13 protein-coding genes are annotated in these 14,305 nt (G+C 73.1%); 5 read left to right on the top strand and 8 right to left on the bottom strand.

Annotated elements, in window-relative coordinates; translation table 11 throughout:
• The first annotated feature begins 96 nt into the window (after positions 1–96).
• Positions 97–1,275, top strand: a complete 1,179-nt coding sequence (locus ACFU5G_RS24130; protein ID WP_377250503.1) for an AI-2E family transporter — start codon at positions 97–99, stop codon at positions 1,273–1,275.
• Positions 1,276–1,487: 212 nt separating this feature from the next.
• Here the strand turns inward: ACFU5G_RS24130 and ACFU5G_RS24125 are convergent, their stop codons facing one another.
• A complete protein-coding gene (locus ACFU5G_RS24125) occupies positions 1,488–2,411 on the bottom strand; it encodes an alpha/beta hydrolase (RefSeq protein WP_377250501.1) in 924 nt (307 codons plus the stop codon).
• Between the two features lie 104 nt (positions 2,412–2,515).
• On the opposite strand from ACFU5G_RS24125, the gene ACFU5G_RS24120 reads away from it, so the two are divergent.
• Positions 2,516–3,415 carry a helix-turn-helix domain-containing protein gene (locus ACFU5G_RS24120; RefSeq protein ID WP_377250498.1) on the top strand — a complete coding sequence of 300 codons (900 nt, stop codon included), beginning with the start codon at positions 2,516–2,518 and terminating at the stop codon, positions 3,413–3,415.
• Positions 3,412–3,771, top strand: coding sequence for a DUF2255 family protein (locus ACFU5G_RS24115; protein ID WP_377250495.1), 360 nt, complete (start codon positions 3,412–3,414; stop codon positions 3,769–3,771). Before ACFU5G_RS24120 ends, ACFU5G_RS24115 begins: the two co-directional genes overlap by 4 nt.
• An 18-nt stretch (positions 3,772–3,789) precedes the next feature.
• Here ACFU5G_RS24115 and ACFU5G_RS24110 read toward each other — a convergent pair whose 3' ends face one another.
• The gene (locus ACFU5G_RS24110) at positions 3,790–4,308 is read right to left on the bottom strand and encodes a GNAT family N-acetyltransferase (RefSeq protein ID WP_377250492.1); all 519 of its coding nucleotides are present in this window, start codon (positions 4,306–4,308) and stop codon (positions 3,790–3,792) included.
• 54 nt (positions 4,309–4,362) lie between these two features.
• Between ACFU5G_RS24110 and ACFU5G_RS24105 the strand changes: the two genes are divergently transcribed.
• Entirely contained in the window at positions 4,363–4,953 is a 591-nt protein-coding gene (locus tag ACFU5G_RS24105; RefSeq protein ID WP_377250490.1) for a TetR/AcrR family transcriptional regulator, read from the top strand.
• On the opposite strand, the gene ACFU5G_RS24100 is transcribed toward ACFU5G_RS24105, so the two are convergent.
• The 6 genes from ACFU5G_RS24100 to ACFU5G_RS24075 form a co-directional block, all read right to left on the bottom strand.
• Complete coding sequence (locus ACFU5G_RS24100) at positions 4,928–5,842, bottom strand: alpha/beta fold hydrolase (RefSeq protein ID WP_377250488.1); 915 nt, start codon at positions 5,840–5,842, stop codon at positions 4,928–4,930. The genes ACFU5G_RS24105 and ACFU5G_RS24100 overlap by 26 nt on opposite strands.
• Positions 5,843–5,871: 29 nt before the next feature.
• Positions 5,872–6,288 carry a VOC family protein gene (locus ACFU5G_RS24095; protein WP_377250486.1) on the bottom strand — a complete coding sequence of 139 codons (417 nt, stop codon included), beginning with the start codon at positions 6,286–6,288 and terminating at the stop codon, positions 5,872–5,874.
• A 171-nt stretch (positions 6,289–6,459) separates the two neighbouring features.
• Complete coding sequence (locus tag ACFU5G_RS24090) at positions 6,460–7,068, bottom strand: DinB family protein (RefSeq protein WP_377250484.1); 609 nt, start codon at positions 7,066–7,068, stop codon at positions 6,460–6,462.
• 55 nt (positions 7,069–7,123) lie between these two features.
• Entirely contained in the window at positions 7,124–8,284 is a 1,161-nt protein-coding gene (locus ACFU5G_RS24085; protein ID WP_377250481.1) for an RDD family protein, read from the bottom strand.
• Positions 8,285–8,323: 39 nt separating this feature from the next.
• Complete coding sequence (locus ACFU5G_RS24080) at positions 8,324–9,439, bottom strand: mannonate dehydratase (protein WP_377250505.1); 1,116 nt, start codon at positions 9,437–9,439, stop codon at positions 8,324–8,326.
• Positions 9,440–9,550: 111 nt separating this feature from the next.
• The gene (locus ACFU5G_RS24075) at positions 9,551–12,535 is read right to left on the bottom strand and encodes a glycoside hydrolase family 2 TIM barrel-domain containing protein (protein WP_377250479.1); all 2,985 of its coding nucleotides are present in this window, start codon (positions 12,533–12,535) and stop codon (positions 9,551–9,553) included.
• Positions 12,536–12,715: 180 nt separating this feature from the next.
• On the opposite strand from ACFU5G_RS24075, the gene ACFU5G_RS24070 reads away from it, so the two are divergent.
• On the top strand, positions 12,716–14,227 hold the full coding sequence (locus ACFU5G_RS24070) for an alpha-N-arabinofuranosidase (protein WP_377250476.1): 1,512 nt from the start codon (positions 12,716–12,718) through the stop codon (positions 14,225–14,227).
• The last annotated feature ends 78 nt before the right edge of the window (positions 14,228–14,305 follow it).

The raw sequence follows: 14,305 nt of genomic DNA, 5'->3' as shown, positions 1-14,305 counted from the left end.
GGGCCCGGACCGGCCCCGCCGCCGCGCGACCGGGGCCGCGGCACACTAACGTCGGCAAGTCAGGCACCCGCTGGACCTGCACGAGGAGGACGAACGATGGGTCTCTTCCGCCGAGGCGCGCGCGGCCCCCGGCCGAGCGCCGAGGACACGCCGACGACGGCAGGACCCGTCGCGCCCGCCGTGCCCGCCGAGAGCAGGGCCTCCCGGCTGTGGTCGGACGGCTTCGGCCGGGTCGGCACCCGGTCGCTGCAGATCCTCGCGGTGCTCGCGGTGATCGCCGTGGTCGGGTTCGTCGGCACGAGGCTGACGCTCGTGGTCATCCCGGTGCTCATCGCGCTGGTGCTGGCGGCCGCGATCTTCCCGCTGGTCTCGTTCCTCCGCCGCCACGGGTGGCCGTCGCTGCTCGCGACCTGGGTCTCGCTCCTGGCGCTGGTCGCGCTGCTGTCTGGGATCGTCTGGCTCGTGGTGCGCGCCGTCGTCGACCAGTGGGGCGAGCTGCAGGCGCAGGCTCTCGACGGCTTCGACTCCCTGCAGACCTACGTCCAGGACCTGCCGTTCGACATCGGCGACGAGCAGCTCACGTCGCTGCGCGAGGCCGCCGTCAGCTTCCTGCAGTCCGACGCCGTGGGTTCCGGCGCCATCGCGGGCGTCTCCCAGACCGCCGACTTCGTCGCGGGCTTCTTCATCATGATCGTCGTCCTGTTCTTCTTCCTGAAGGACGGCCCGGCGATGTGGGAGTTCCTGCTGCGCCCGTTCGAGGGGCACCGGTACGAGCGGGGGCAGCGCGTCGGCGCGGCAACCGTCAGCACGCTCGGCGGCTACGTGCGCGGGACGGCGATCGTGGCGCTGGTCGACGCCGTCGGCATCGGGATCGGCCTGGCGATCGTGGGCGTGCCGCTCGTCGTCCCGCTGTCCGTGCTGGTCTTCCTGCTCGCCTTCATCCCGCTGGTCGGCGCCACCGTGGCCGGCATCCTCGCGGCCCTGGTCACGCTGGTGGCGGTCGGGCCGATCGAGGCGCTGATCGTCGTCGCGATCGTCGTCGCCGTGAACCAGCTGGAGGGCGACTTCCTCCAGCCGATCGTCATGGGCCGGACCCTGCGCCTGCACCCGCTCGTCATCCTGTTCGCCCTGACGGCGGGCACGGTGCTCGCCGGCATCACCGGCGCCGTGCTGGCCGTGCCGATCGCCGCGTCGATCTGGCGCGCGATCCAGGTGTGGGACGGCCCGGACCTGCCGGCCCGGTTCGCCCGCCAGAAGCGGGCCGAGACGGTCTGACCACCTCACCCCGACCGGAGTCGCGCCACCACGCTGGCCGACTCCCGAGGTTCTGTTCAAGCCACGATGCTGCAACGTTTCAAGCCCGTTCCTGCGGGCAGGAGTTCGCGGTCTGAACAGAACCTCAGGAGCGAACGGTGAAGCACGCCGCGACATGCGCATCACGAACCCGCTCGTGATGCCCACATCGGGCGTTCAGCCGCGCCGCAGCACTAGGCCCCGCCGAGCTCCTTGCCGAAGAACTCGGTGAGCCGCTCCACCGCCGGACCCACGTGCTCGGGCCGGTCGTAGAGGTCGACATGGCTGGCGCCCTCGATCCAGTGGAGCTCCTTGGGCTCGCGCGCGTCGGCGAACGCCAGCGTGCCCATGTGCCGGGTGACGGCCTCGGTCCCCTGGATGACGAGCAGCGGTCGTGGCGCGATCAGACTGACAAACCGGAACTGGTCGGACGTCGCGATGCGGTCGACGCTCGACCAGGTGAACTCCTTCGCGGAGCGCGGGTGCGCCCCGCGCTCGGTGCGGTAGTACTCGAAGCCCTCGAAGCCGTGCCGGCCGCCGAGCGCCCGGGCCTCCTCCGCGGTGTCCGGGAAGACGGGGAACATGCCCACGGGCTCACCGTGCGCCTCCGCGGTGCGGGCCGCGGCGGCGGCGTCGAGCATCCCCTGGACCACGGCCGGGTCCTGGGAACCGTCGGCACCCTCCCGGAACTGGCGCCCCACGTCGACGCCGCTCACGGTGGCCAGCGCCCGCACGCGGTGGTCGCCCGCCGTCGCGGCGATGCCGTAGCCGCCCGAGGCGCAGATGCCGAGCATCCCGATCCGGCCGGCGTCCACCTCGGGGCGCGTGGTGAGGAAGGAGACGGCCGCCTTGAGGTCCTCGACGCGGTGCGCCGGGTCCTCCAGCCCGCGCGGCAGGCCGCCGCTCTCGCCCTGGTAGGCGGCGTCGAAGGCGAGGGTGGCGAAGCCCCGCTCGGCGAGGCGGGCCGCGTAGGTGCCGGCGGTCTGCTCCTTGACCCCGGTACCGGGGTGGCCGACGACGATCGCCGGCAGGGGCGCGGCCGTCTCGGGGGCGGGAAGGTAGAGGTGGCCGGCGAGGGAGATGCCGGCGCTGTCGAAGGTGACGTCCGTTCGGTTCATGCGACCAGGTTCTGGCGCCGGCCCGCGGCGCAACAGCAGCGGGTTCTTCCCTGGGAAGGATCCTTCCCTCCCGCACGCGGTCGGACGCTCGCAGAATGGTCGTCATGACCCCCCACGTCGATCCCGACGAGCTCGGCGCGTTCCTCAGGGCGCGCCGGGCCGAGCTCAGCCCGCGCGCCGTCGGGCTCCCCGAGTCCGCGAGGCACCGCAAGGTGCCCGGCCTGCGTCGCGAGGAGGTGGCCCAGGTCGCCGCGATCAGCGTCGACTACTACACACGCCTCGAGCAGGGCCGGGTCGCCGCGTCCGCCTCGGTGCTCGCCACGCTCTCGGCCGCGCTCCGGCTCGACGAGGACCAGCAGCGCTACCTCTACGAGATCGCCGGCAAGGCCGACGCCCGGCCGCGGCGGCGGCGCGCCCGGCAGGCCGTGCGCCCCGCCATGCGGCGACTGCTCGACCGGCTCACCGACACCCCGGCGATCGTCCTCGGCAGGCGCATGGACGTGCTCGCCTGGAACAGCGCGGCGGCCGCGCTGTTCATCGACTTCGGCGCGGTGCCCGCAGCGCGGCGCAACTACGTCCACCTGCTCTTCGCCGACCCGACCATGCGGGCGCTCAACGTGCGGTGGGAGCACGACGCGCGCGACGCCGTCGCCGCCCTGCGCATGGAGGCCGCGGCCGATCCCGACGACCCCGAGCTGGCCCGCCTCGTCGGCGAACTCGCTGTGCTCGACCCGGACTTCCGGCGCTGGTGGGCCGAGCACCGCGTGAACAGCGCGACCTACGGCACCAAGCAGTACCGGCACCGCGTGGTCGGCGACCTCACGCTCGACTGCGACACCTGGTCCAGCCCCGACGGCAGCGGCCAGCGCCTGATGGTCCTGACCGCCGAGGCCGGCTCGCCGTCGGACGAGGCGCTGCGCATCCTCGCCTCCTGGACCGCGACCGCCGCGGCGCCGGACGCGACCGACGCGGCGACGGGGACGGGGACGGGGACGGCGCGATGACGTCCTGGACCCCCTCCACGCTGGCAGCGCTCCGCGACGCGTTCTCGCTGCACCTCACCGCCGGACCCACCGGCGGGGACGCCCCCGAGGTCGAGGTCGGCATGGTGCTCGCCGACGGCGAGCTGTACGTCCGACCGCAGCGGGGCACGGCGTCGCGGTGGTACCGGGCCGCGATCGGCCACGGCACCGGGCGCGTCCGCGTGGCCGCCGAGACCGTCGCGGTGCGCTTCGAGCCCGCCGGGCCGGGGGCCGCCGCGGTGGTCGACGCCGCCTACCGGCTCAAGTACGGCGCGGTCGCGTCGTTCGCCGTCACGGAGCCCGCGCGTCTGGCGACGCTGCGCATCACACCGGCGTGACGACGCGGCGCGAGCCGCTCAGCCCGCGCGCGCCAGGTCCAGCACCCAGTTCTGCCCCACCAGGTCCTGCCCGAAGCTGTGGTGCCGCTCCTCGTCGGCCAGCGTGAAGCCCACGCCCTCATAGATGTGCCGCGCCGAGGCGAGCACGTCGTTGGTCCACAGCGTCACGCGCTCGTACCCGGCGGCCCGCGCGAACGCGAGGCACTCCCCGACCAGGCGCCGGCCCAGCCCCAGACCCCGGGCCTCGGGAGCAACCAGCAGGATCCGCAGCTTGGCGACACCGGGCTCGTCACCGGCGACCAGGAAGACGCAGCCGGCACGCTCCCCGTCCACCTCGGCGATCCACGCCGCCTCCGTGCGCGGGTCGTGCGACCCGGCGTAGTCGGCGACGATCCGGGCCACGAGGGCCTCGAAGTCGGTGTCCCAGCCGAACTGCCGGTGGTAGGACTCGCCGTGCGCCAGCACGACCCAGCCCAGGTCGCCCGGCTGGTCGGCGCGGCGCACCAGCACGTCCCGCCGCTCGTGGGTCTGCTGCATGCGATCCTCCCGGTGCTACTGACACGACTGTTTCAGTGGCACTAGGCTAACCCCGTGCCGGACGTCGAGCAAAGCCCCTCCGCCCGTCAGGTCGAGCTGCTGGAGGCTGCCTACGGGTACGCGCTGGCCAACGGCCTGGCCGACCTCTCCCTGCGCCCCCTGGCCGCGGCCATCGGGTCGAGCCCGCGCGTGCTGATGTTCCTGTGGGGCAGCAAGGACGGCCTGATCAAGGCCCTGCTGCGCCGCGCGCGCCAGGACGAGCTCACGCTCCTCGGTCGCCTCGGGCGGCCCGACGACGCCGCGCCGGCGGGCCTGGCGCGCACGGTCGAGCTGGTCTGGTCGTGGCTGGCGGACGCCGAGCACCGGCCGCTCCTGCGGCTGTGGGCCGAGGCCTACGCCCGGTCGCTCGTCGAGCCCGACGGGCCGTGGGCGGGGTTCGCGCGGGCCACCGTGGACGACTGGCTGGCGGTCCTGGCCACCGGCCAGCCCGCCCCCGAGCGGGACGGGCCGGACGGCCCGGCGCGGCGCACGCTCGCGCTGGCGGTGCTCCGGGGCGCCCTGCTCGACCTGCTCGCCACCGACGACGAACCCCGGGTCACCGCCGCTGTCGGCCTCCAGCTCAGCCTGCTGCGGGCGCCTCGCTGACCTGGGAACCGACCGCCGTGCCGGCAGCCGCCCCGACCGCCGGACCCGCCGCCAGGCCGGCCAGCACCTCGGCCGCCGCCCGCGGCCGCACCAGCCACGACAGGTGGCTGGACTCCAGCGTGTGCACGTCGTACGGGTTGTCGGGCGTGAGCGCGTCCGCCTCGCGGATCATGCGGTCCTGCATGGCGAGCGGGATGCTCGTGTCCTCGCTGAGCCGCACGTAGGTCCGGGGGATCGTGCCCCAGGTACCCGCCTGGACCCGGTCATCCGGCGTTCCGGTGTCGAGGTTCTCGTCGGGCTGGAACGTGCTGAGCAACGCGCGGAACTCGTCGTCGGTGCCGTCGGCGAGGAAAGCCTGCTTGAGACCGGCCAGCACCGCCGGGTCGGCGGTGCGGAAGTTGCCGCGCAGCAGGCCGAGCTCGGCCGGGTTGCCGGCGAGCACGGCCCCGAGCGCCGCCTGGTCCGTGTCGGCCATCTCGGGTCCGGCGTAGTAGCCGCCCACGTCCAGGTCGACGGGCGCCCAGGCGGAGACGTAGACGATCCGGTCGACCAGGTCGGGGCGGGCGTTGCCGAGGGCGGTCAGCGTCATCCCGGCCCGGCTGTGGCCTACCAGGATCACCGGGCCGTGCTCCTTGGCCCGTTCGAGGACCTCGACGACGCGCGCCACGTTGTCGGCGAGCGTCACCCCCTTGATGGCTCCGGGCGTCGTCGCGAGACCCGCCGGGTCCTGGGGCGCCTGGTACGCGGCCGGGTAGGTCGCCTCGAAGCCGTGACCAGGCAGGTCGACCGCCGCCGAGCGGTGCCCGAGCAGGGCGAGCTCGGCCTGCAGCGGCGCGAACGAGAACGAGTTGGCGAAGGCGCCATGGACCAGTACGAAGGTGGGTGACATGGCGCCCGATGCTAGTCGAGCGGGGTGCCTCAGCCACCCGGATTTTCGAGGAACGCCTCCAACCCGCCGCCGTCCGCGAGCCCGATGATGTTGCCCGCGGGGTCGGTGAACCAGGCGCCGTCGCCGCCCTCCATGAAGCCGCGCACGATGCCCTTCTCGTCCTGCTCGAAGCCCTCGTAGCGCTGGAACGGCACGCCCTTGGCGGTGAGCTCGTCCACGACCTCGTCGACGTCGTCGACCGTGAGGTGCATGACCGTGAACCCGGCCGGGGCGTGGTCCTCCTTCTGGTAGATGAACACGGCGGCGCCGTCGCCCAGGTTGACCACCAGGCCCGCCCCGTCGTCGAGTGTGGACACGTCCAGTCCGAGCGTGTCCGCGTAGAACGCGCGTGCCACGTCCATGTCGTTCGCCGCGAACGTCGGCAACACGTTGCGTACCTTGACCATCGCTGCCTCACCCCTTCGTGGTAGCCGGCGACCCGTACGGCGAGGCCCGCCGCGGGGCGCCGGACCCTTCCAGGTTGCCACCGCGGTGGGCGGGCGCAAGGGGCCGAAGGGCCCGAGCGCAGACATCACCCGCGGGGCCCGTGGGCCCGTGGGCCCGTGGGCGGACGCCGGCTACTGGCCCACGCGCCCGTCGACGCGCTCGCGCAGGAGGTCGGCGTGGCCGCAGTGCCGCGCGTACTCGACGATCTGACCGAGGAGGGCCTCCCGGAGCTGGAGGTCCGCGCCCTCGGGACCGAAGTCGGAGACCCCGGTGTTCCCGGTGCTGAGGTCGGTCACGCTGTCGAGGTAGCGGTCGGTCGCCGCCGTCTCGGCGCGCCAGTGCCGCCAGGCATCGTCGACGACCTCCGGATCGGCGATCGCTCCGGTCCAGTCGGCCTCGCGGTCCTCGTCGGTGCGGTACAGCTCGGGCGCGTCCTCGCCGGTCATCACGCGACGCAGGTGTCGCTCGCCCGATGCCAGGTGCCGCACCAGCCCGAGCAGGGACATGGTGGACGGCGGGGCGGAGCGGCGGGCGAGCTGCTCGGCGTCGAGCCCCGCGCACTTCATCTCCAGCGTGAGCCGGTAGTAGCGCAGGTAGTCGAGCAGCATGCCGCGCTCGTCGGTGACCGGGGTGTCGGTCTCGCGCGGGTCGGCGTCGGGGTCGGTCCACATGTCGGGGAAGACGGTCGCGCTGGTCCAGCGGGTCGTCCCGGGCTCTTCGGCCTGTTCGTTGGGCTCCATGCGTCCAGGGTGGACCCGGGCCCGGGCCGTGGGCCACGGGAATTCCGGGGCGGCGTCAGCCCTCGAGGCCGGACCGGGTGTAGCTCACCGCATCTCCGCACGACGCCACGACCTCGCCGTCGGCGAGCAGCCGGACGTCGAGCCACGGCTCGGCGTCGAGCTGGGCGAGAGCCGCGTCGGCCTCGGGGTCGGTGATGTCGACCTGGACGTCGTGCCTGTCCCCGCCCGCGGCGATGGTCCGGTCGTGCCTGAAACCGTCGCTGTCCGACCAGGAGTCGGCGTCGCCCGAGCCGATGTCCCAGGAGCGGGAGATCACCACGTCCTCGCCGCTCCCCGCGCGGGCGTCGAGCTCGACCCGGTAGTCGGCGTCCCGGGCCGACGGGTCGCTGGTCCACGTGAGGACGGCACCCGGCCGCGTCGTGCGGGTCTCCCGGACCGTCCACAGCCGGCGGTCCCGGTTGATCGACACGGACCCGGCCGGCCGGATCTCCCCGGCGACGAGCGCCGGCTCCGGGGTCGCCACCTCGCACAGGGGCGAGTCGTCGGCCACGTCGGCCGAGCTGACGCCGCTGATCGGCACGTATCCATAGCCGAGCCCGAGCACGCAGGTCACGACCGCGGCCGAGTACAGGACGATGCGGGGCCGGCGAGGGAGGTCGGGCACCTCGCGGACCACGAGGGTCCGCACGATCGAGTCGGCGAACGTCTGCCGCTTGTCGTGCCAGATCGGCCGCAGGTAGCCGATCAGGAGGAGAGCGTCGAGGAAGTGGAGCACCCAGCGAGCGAGCGTCTTCCCCAGCCCGGCCGGCCGGTGCTCGTCCTCGCGGACCACGCGGATGCCGGTCACGAGCTTGCCCGGCGTCCAGCCCGTCAGGGCCTGCAGCACCAGCAGGACCACGACGGCCGCGACCGGCACGAGGACCAGCGGGCCGCCGCCCCGAGCGCCGTCCTGGGCCGCCGAACCCCATCCCGGCGTGAGTGTCGGCACGCCGAATCCTGGGCCGAGCGCCAGCCAGGTCACCCCGGCCAGGATCGCGTTGTCGAGGATCGCCGCGACGACGCGCTGCACCCAGGAGGCGTGGTCCGGCTCGACGACGGCGACGAGCCGACCCGGCGTACCGGGCGGGGCGACGGCCACGGCCGGCGACCCGCCGCCGTCGGCCACACCACTCGACGTCGCCCCGCCGTCGGCCCCGGACCCCGCGCTGCTCACCATCCGTGGATGATGGCAGCGGGAACGGCGCCCCGCCAGGAATCAGCCCTGGTAGCGGTACGCGTCCCAGGCGCCGAGCAGGTACTGGATGCCCAGCGCCCGGTCGTAGAGGCCGTAGCCGGGGCGGGGCTTGTTGGTGGTGTTCTCGTCCCACAGGTGCCGGCCGTGGTCGGGCCGGATGTAGCCCTGGTAGTTCGCCTCGGCGTACGCCTTCATGATCCCGGTGGTGTCGACGCTGCCCTCGCACGCGCGGTGCGCCACCTCGGTGAAGTCACCGTTGTCGAAGTGCTTGATGTTGCGCACGTGCGAGAAGTGGATGCGGTCCATGAACGTCTTCACCGCATCGACGGCGTCCTGCTCCGGGTTGGCCGAGAAGCTGCCCAGGCAGAGCGTCAGACCGTTGTACGGGCTCGGGTTGAGCTCGAGCACCCGCGCGATGCCCTCCTTGGTGGAGACCACGCGCGGCCAGCCGAACACGTCGAAGGGCGGGTCGTCCGGGTGCACGCCGAGCTTCACGTCGACCTCCTCGCAGGTGGGGATCACCGCGTCGAGGAAGTACTTGTAGTTGGCGTACATGTCGTCGTGCGTCACGCCCTCGTAGGCCGCGTTCAGCTCGCTGAAGCTCGCCAGCCGCTCCGGCTCCCAGCCCGGGAGGGTCAGGCCGTGGGTGTTGGCCTCCATGTCGGCGATCAGGCTCTCGGGCGACATCTTGTCCACCACGGCCTTCTCGTAGAACAGCGCGGTCGAGCCGTCCGGCAGCGGGTGCCACAGGTCGGTGCGCAGCCAGTCGAAGACGGGCATGAAGTTGTAGCAGACCACCTTCACGCCGGACTGCCCGAGGCGGCGGATCGTCGTGATGTAGTTCTCGATCGCCTCGTCCCGGCTCAGCCCGAGCACGGTGCGACCCAGCTTGATCGACTCGTGCACGTTGACGGACTCGACCACCTCGGCGTCGAAGGTCTTCGTGATGCCCTTGGCACGTGCCTCGTCGGACAGGCCGGTGATCCTGGCGATCTCGGCGTCGATCTCCGCCTGCTCCCACACCTCGCCGGCCTGCTTGTTGTGCAGACTCCACACGATGGTCTCCACGCCAGGGATCTGGCGCACGTGATCCAGCGTCACGGTGTCGTTGCCCTCGCCGTACCAGCGGAAGCCCATCTTCACAGCGGTTCTCCTCGTCGTCGTTGTCCAGCCGCTCTTGTATACATCATGCCCGCCCCGGCGAGCGGGACGGGCATGATGCTCACTCAGTGGTTCGTGAGCTGCGGCTCAGAGGGTGGTGAAGCGCAGCCGCATCCGGACCGGCGCGACGTGCAGCTGGGCGTTCGGCAGCACGCCCGGACCGCAGGCCGCGCTGCCGACGCCGTGCTGGGCGGCGTCGAGGTGCAGCCAGAGCTTGCCGTCCGGAACGAGCTCGTGCGGGTGCGCGGCCCGGTCGAGCGCCTCGTCGGACCACGGGCGCAGCGACAGCTCGAAGCCGACCTGCGGGCGGCCGCCGATCGTCACCTCGCCCGAGTCGATCCGCAGGCCGGTGCCGTCCGCGAAGGACAGGACGGCGCTCGTGACGCCGCGGCGCGCGCCGTTCTCCTGCGGGTGCGTGTACCGGGTCTGCCAGCCGGCGACCGTGTGCTGCCACGCGCCGCCGAGCGCCGCCGCACGGGAGTCCGCGTACGACTCGTCCGGCCCGAGGCCGGTCCAGCGCACGCCCGCGTCGGCGGCCTGCGGCTCGTCGAGCGCGAGCAGCACGCCGAGGCGCGCGACGCTCTCCGGCCACCGCCCCTCCGGCCGGAGGTCGACGAGCAGGTCGACGGCGTCCGGCGCGTCAGTGGCCGGCTGCCACGTGTAGCGCGTGGCGAAGCCCGCGCGCGTCGTCGGGCCCGCGATACGCGCGTCGATCTCCAGGGCGCCGGCCTCGTTCACCGCGACCCCGGCCTTGCGCTCGGCGAGCAGGTGCATGCTCGTGCTGCGCCACACCTCGGCGTCGGACAGCCCGCGCCACATCCCCGCGCGGCGGTCGTTGTCGGTCGGCGCCCGCCAGCCATCCACCCGGAAGGCGTGCACCTCGCGGCCCGCGAGCGAGCGGAGGTCGCCCCGGCGGTCGAACCGGGCCGGGCCGGCGGAGTACCCGCCGTCGGCCTCCACGGTCACGCGGCCGGACGGCGCCGCCAGCGGCGCCGGCTCGACGAGCAGAAGCTGCCCCGCGCCGAGCACGAACCCGGTCTCCAGCCAGGGCTCCTCCAGCGCGTCCCCCTTCTCCTGCACGGCCCGCAGCGTCCACCAGACCGGCGCGTCGCCCGGCTCCGGCAGGGCCAGGTCGGCCGGCGGGCGGACGACGGCCTCGGCCCCGGCGGCGAGCACCAGGTCCAGGACGCCGGAGGCGAGCTCCTCCTCGCCGCGGTGCAGCGTCCAGCGCAGCTCGGCGTGGCCCGTGTCCCGGAACGCGTAACGGTTACGCACCAGCAGGGTGCCGTCGGGCTGCGCGTCGATCCGGACCGGCGCGAACACGGCCGCCGTCTCCAGCAGGCCCGGCGAGGGCGTGCGGTCGGGCAGCAGCAGGCCGTCGGCGATGAACGTGCCGTCGTGGAACCGCTCGCCGAAGTCGCCGCCGTACGCCGAGAACAGGTTGCCGTCGGCGTCCGTGCGGGTCAGGCCGTGGTCGATCCACTCCCAGATGAACCCGCCCATCAGGCGGGGGTAGCGGTCGAACAGCGCGTCGTAGTCGGACAGGCCGCCCGGGCCGTTGCCCATCGCGTGCGCGTACTCGCACTGCAGGAACGGCATGCCGCGGCGGCGGGCGTCGGCGTCGGCGCGCTCCAGCGCGGGCTCGATGCCCTGCCCGATGAGGTTCACGTGCTCGGTCTCGGCGTACATCCGCGAGTACACGTCCACGTGCTCGCTGGACCAGTCACCCTCGTAGTGGATCGGGCGGCTCGGGTCGAGCGCGCGGACGGCGTCGGCCATCGCGGGGACGTTGATGCCGCCGCCCGCCTCGTTGCCGAGCGACCACAGGATGATGCTCGCGTGGTGGCCGTCGCGGCGCACCATGCGGGTGACGCGGTCGACGAGCACCTCGGTCCAGTCCGGGTCGTTGACCGGGTTGCCCTCCCAGCCGCGGTCGTCCTCGAAGCCGTGCGTCTCCAGGTCGTTCTCGTCGATGACGTAGAGGCCGTACCGGTCGCACAGGTCCAGGAAGTGCGGGTGCGGCGGGTAGTGGCTCGTGCGGACGGCGTTGATGTGGTGCCGCTTCATGAGCAGCACGTCCTCAAGCATCCGCTCCGGGGTCACGGAGCGCCCGCGCAGCGGGTCGAACTCGTGCCGGTTCACGCCGCGCAGCTTGACCGCCCGGCCGTTGACCAGGAACACGCCGTCCTCGATCGAGACCGTGCGGAAGCCGACCGCGAGCGTCACCGTCTCGGTGTCCGTCGTGACGACGACGTCGTAGAGCCGGGGGCGCTCGGCGCTCCACGGCTCGACTGCCACCTGCAGATCCTCGCCCGACGCCGCGTCGACGCCGAGCTCCGGCACCGTCACCTGGGCGGCGACGGCGTCCCGGCCGGCGCCCACGGTCGCGGCGTCCACGCGCAGCGTGCCCGTCCCGGTGGTGTGGTCGTAGGCGGCGTGCACGCGGACGTCGTCGAGCGCGCCGTCGGGGCGGTGCTCCAGCGAGACGCTGCGGAAGATGCCCGACAGCCACCACTGGTCCTGGTCCTCGGCGTACGACATGGCCGACCACTTGGTGACCCGGACCGCGAGCAGGTGCTCGCCGCCGCGGGTCAGGCGGTCGGTCAGGTCCACCTCGGTGGGCAGGCGCGAGCCGTGCGACGTGGCGAGCAGCTCGCCGTCGACCGCCACCTGGAACCAGGAGTCCACACCCTCGAAGCGCAGCAGGGTGCGGCCACCCTGGGGCCAGTCCGCGGGCAGGCGCAGCGTGGTGCGGTACTCGCCCGTCGGGTTGTCGTCGGGCACGTGGGGCGGCTCGATCGGAAACGGGAAGAGCTTGTTGTTGTACTCCGGCACGCCGTAGGGCCAGGAGTGCGGGGCGCCGGCGAGCTGCCAGTGCCCGGGCACGGCCAGGCGGTCCCAGTCTGCGCCGGGCTCGGCCAGGTCCACGCCCGTGTCCGGGTGCGGGAACAGGCGGAACCGCCAGTCGCCGTCGAGCGACAGCGTCGCGGCGCTCGACGCGCCGGCCGGCGGGCGGAACCGCGGTGCTACGACGCCGTCCGGGACGGCAACGGTCTCGTGGGTGATGGTCATGACTCCTCCAGGCGGCGTCGGTCGGGGAAGCGCACGATCGAGAGCGCCTGGCGCGACGCTACACCCGGGTGCGTTCAACGTTGAACTATACTGGCCACCGCCGTTGGACCAAACGCCGCCCTGGGCCGTTTGGTCCAACGCTGAACTATGACCGTTCCTCTGGAAGGACAGTGACCACACGTGCACTCCGCCCGCCTCGCGATCGACCCATCGTTCGTCGTCGGCCCCGTACGCCGCGGCACCTTCGGGAGCTTCGTCGAGCACCTGGGACGCTGCGTCTACACGGGCATCTACGAGCCCGGCCACCCCACCGCCGACGAGAACGGGTTCCGCGGCGACGTGCTCGGCCTGGTGCGGGAGATGGGCGTCAGCACCGTCCGCTACCCGGGCGGCAACTTCGTCTCGGGCTACCGCTGGGAGGACGGCGTGGGCCCCCGCGAGGAGCGGCCGACCCGCCTGGACCTCGCCTGGCACTCGATCGAGACCAACGAGTTCGGGCTCAACGAGTTCATGGCCTGGACCAAGGCCTCCGGGACCACGCCGATGATGGCGGTGAACCTGGGCACCCGCGGGATCGCCGAGGCGCTCGACCTGCTCGAGTACAGCAACCACCCCGGCGGGACGGAGCTGAGCGACCTGCGCCGCGAGCACGGCGTGGACGAGCCGCACGCGATCCAGCTCTGGTGCCTCGGCAACGAGATGGACGGCCCGTGGCAGCTCGGGCACAAGACCGCCGAGGAGTACGGCCGGCTCGCCACCGAGACAGCGCGCGCGATGCGCCAGCTCGACCCGAACGTCGTGCTCGTCGCGTGCGGGTCCTCCGGGTCCGGCATGCCGACCTTCGGCGAGTGGGAGCGCACGGTGCTCACCGAGGCGTACGACGAGGTGGACATGATCTCGGCGCACGCCTACTACCGCGAGGAGGACGACCTCGGGTCGTTCCTCGCGAGCGCCGTCGACATGGACTACTTCGTGGCCTCGGTGGCCGCGACGGTCGACGCCGTGGGCGTGGCCCGCAAGTCGGCCAAGAAGATCGCCATCTCCTTCGACGAGTGGAACGTCTGGTACCACCAGGAGGAGGACCCGATCAAGGCGTCCGGCGGCCGCTGGGACAAGGCGCCGCGCCTGGAGGAGGACGTCTACACCGTGGCGGACGCCGTGGTGGTCGGCAACCTGCTCATCTCGCTGCTGCGCAACACCGACCGGGTGCACTCGGCCAGCCAAGCGCAGCTCGTCAACGCGCTGGCGCCCATCGCGACCGAGCCGGGCGGCCCGGCCTGGCGCCAGACGACGTTCCACCCGTTCGCGCTCACGTCGCGGCATGCCGCGGGCGACGTGCTGCGGGTCGCCATCGACTCGCCGGGATACGAGAACAAGCGGTTCGGCTCCTCGGACCTGGTGGACGCCGTGGCCACCTGGGACGCCGAGGGCGACGCGCTGACGGTGTTCGTGGTCAACCGCGCCCAGGACGAGGCCACCCGCGTCGAGGTGCCCGTGGGCGCGTTCGGCGACGTCGAGGTGGTCGAGGCCCTGACCCTCGCGAACGACGACCACCACTGGCGCGCGTCCGCCGAGGACTCGACGTCGGTGCTGCCGATGTCGAACACCACGGCCCGCGTCGAGTCCGGGACGGTCTCGATCGAGCTCCCGCCGGTCTCCTGGACGGTGCTGCGCCTCCGCGCGACCCGCTGAGCACCGCCGCCCGCCGACCCCGGCGGGCTCGTGCGTTCGTCTACCCAGCGATTGGGCCCGGAAACCACACGGTTTCCG

This window comes from Promicromonospora sp. NPDC057488, from assembly GCF_042802395.1.
Taxonomy (GTDB): Bacteria; Actinomycetota; Actinomycetes; order Actinomycetales; family Cellulomonadaceae; genus Promicromonospora.
This window is presented reverse-complemented; position numbering and strand designations above follow the sequence as displayed.

What these genes read in the sequence shown, in the direction of transcription:
- ACFU5G_RS24130 (WP_377250503.1), top strand. Translation starts at nt 97, where the DNA reads ATGGGTCTCTTCCGCCGAGGCGCGCGCGGCCCCCGGCCGAGCGCCGAG.
- ACFU5G_RS24125 (WP_377250501.1), bottom strand. Translation starts at nt 2,411, where the DNA reads ATGAACCGAACGGACGTCACCTTCGACAGCGCCGGCATCTCCCTCGCC.
- ACFU5G_RS24120 (WP_377250498.1), top strand. Translation starts at nt 2,516, where the DNA reads ATGACCCCCCACGTCGATCCCGACGAGCTCGGCGCGTTCCTCAGGGCG.
- ACFU5G_RS24115 (WP_377250495.1), top strand. Translation starts at nt 3,412, where the DNA reads ATGACGTCCTGGACCCCCTCCACGCTGGCAGCGCTCCGCGACGCGTTC.
- ACFU5G_RS24110 (WP_377250492.1), bottom strand. Translation starts at nt 4,308, where the DNA reads ATGCAGCAGACCCACGAGCGGCGGGACGTGCTGGTGCGCCGCGCCGAC.
- ACFU5G_RS24100 (WP_377250488.1), bottom strand. Translation starts at nt 5,842, where the DNA reads ATGTCACCCACCTTCGTACTGGTCCATGGCGCCTTCGCCAACTCGTTC.
- ACFU5G_RS24095 (WP_377250486.1), bottom strand. Translation starts at nt 6,288, where the DNA reads ATGGTCAAGGTACGCAACGTGTTGCCGACGTTCGCGGCGAACGACATG.
- ACFU5G_RS24090 (WP_377250484.1), bottom strand. Translation starts at nt 7,068, where the DNA reads ATGGAGCCCAACGAACAGGCCGAAGAGCCCGGGACGACCCGCTGGACC.
- ACFU5G_RS24085 (WP_377250481.1), bottom strand. Translation starts at nt 8,284, where the DNA reads ATGGTGAGCAGCGCGGGGTCCGGGGCCGACGGCGGGGCGACGTCGAGT.
- ACFU5G_RS24080 (WP_377250505.1), bottom strand. Translation starts at nt 9,439, where the DNA reads ATGGGCTTCCGCTGGTACGGCGAGGGCAACGACACCGTGACGCTGGAT.
- ACFU5G_RS24075 (WP_377250479.1), bottom strand. Translation starts at nt 12,535, where the DNA reads ATGACCATCACCCACGAGACCGTTGCCGTCCCGGACGGCGTCGTAGCA.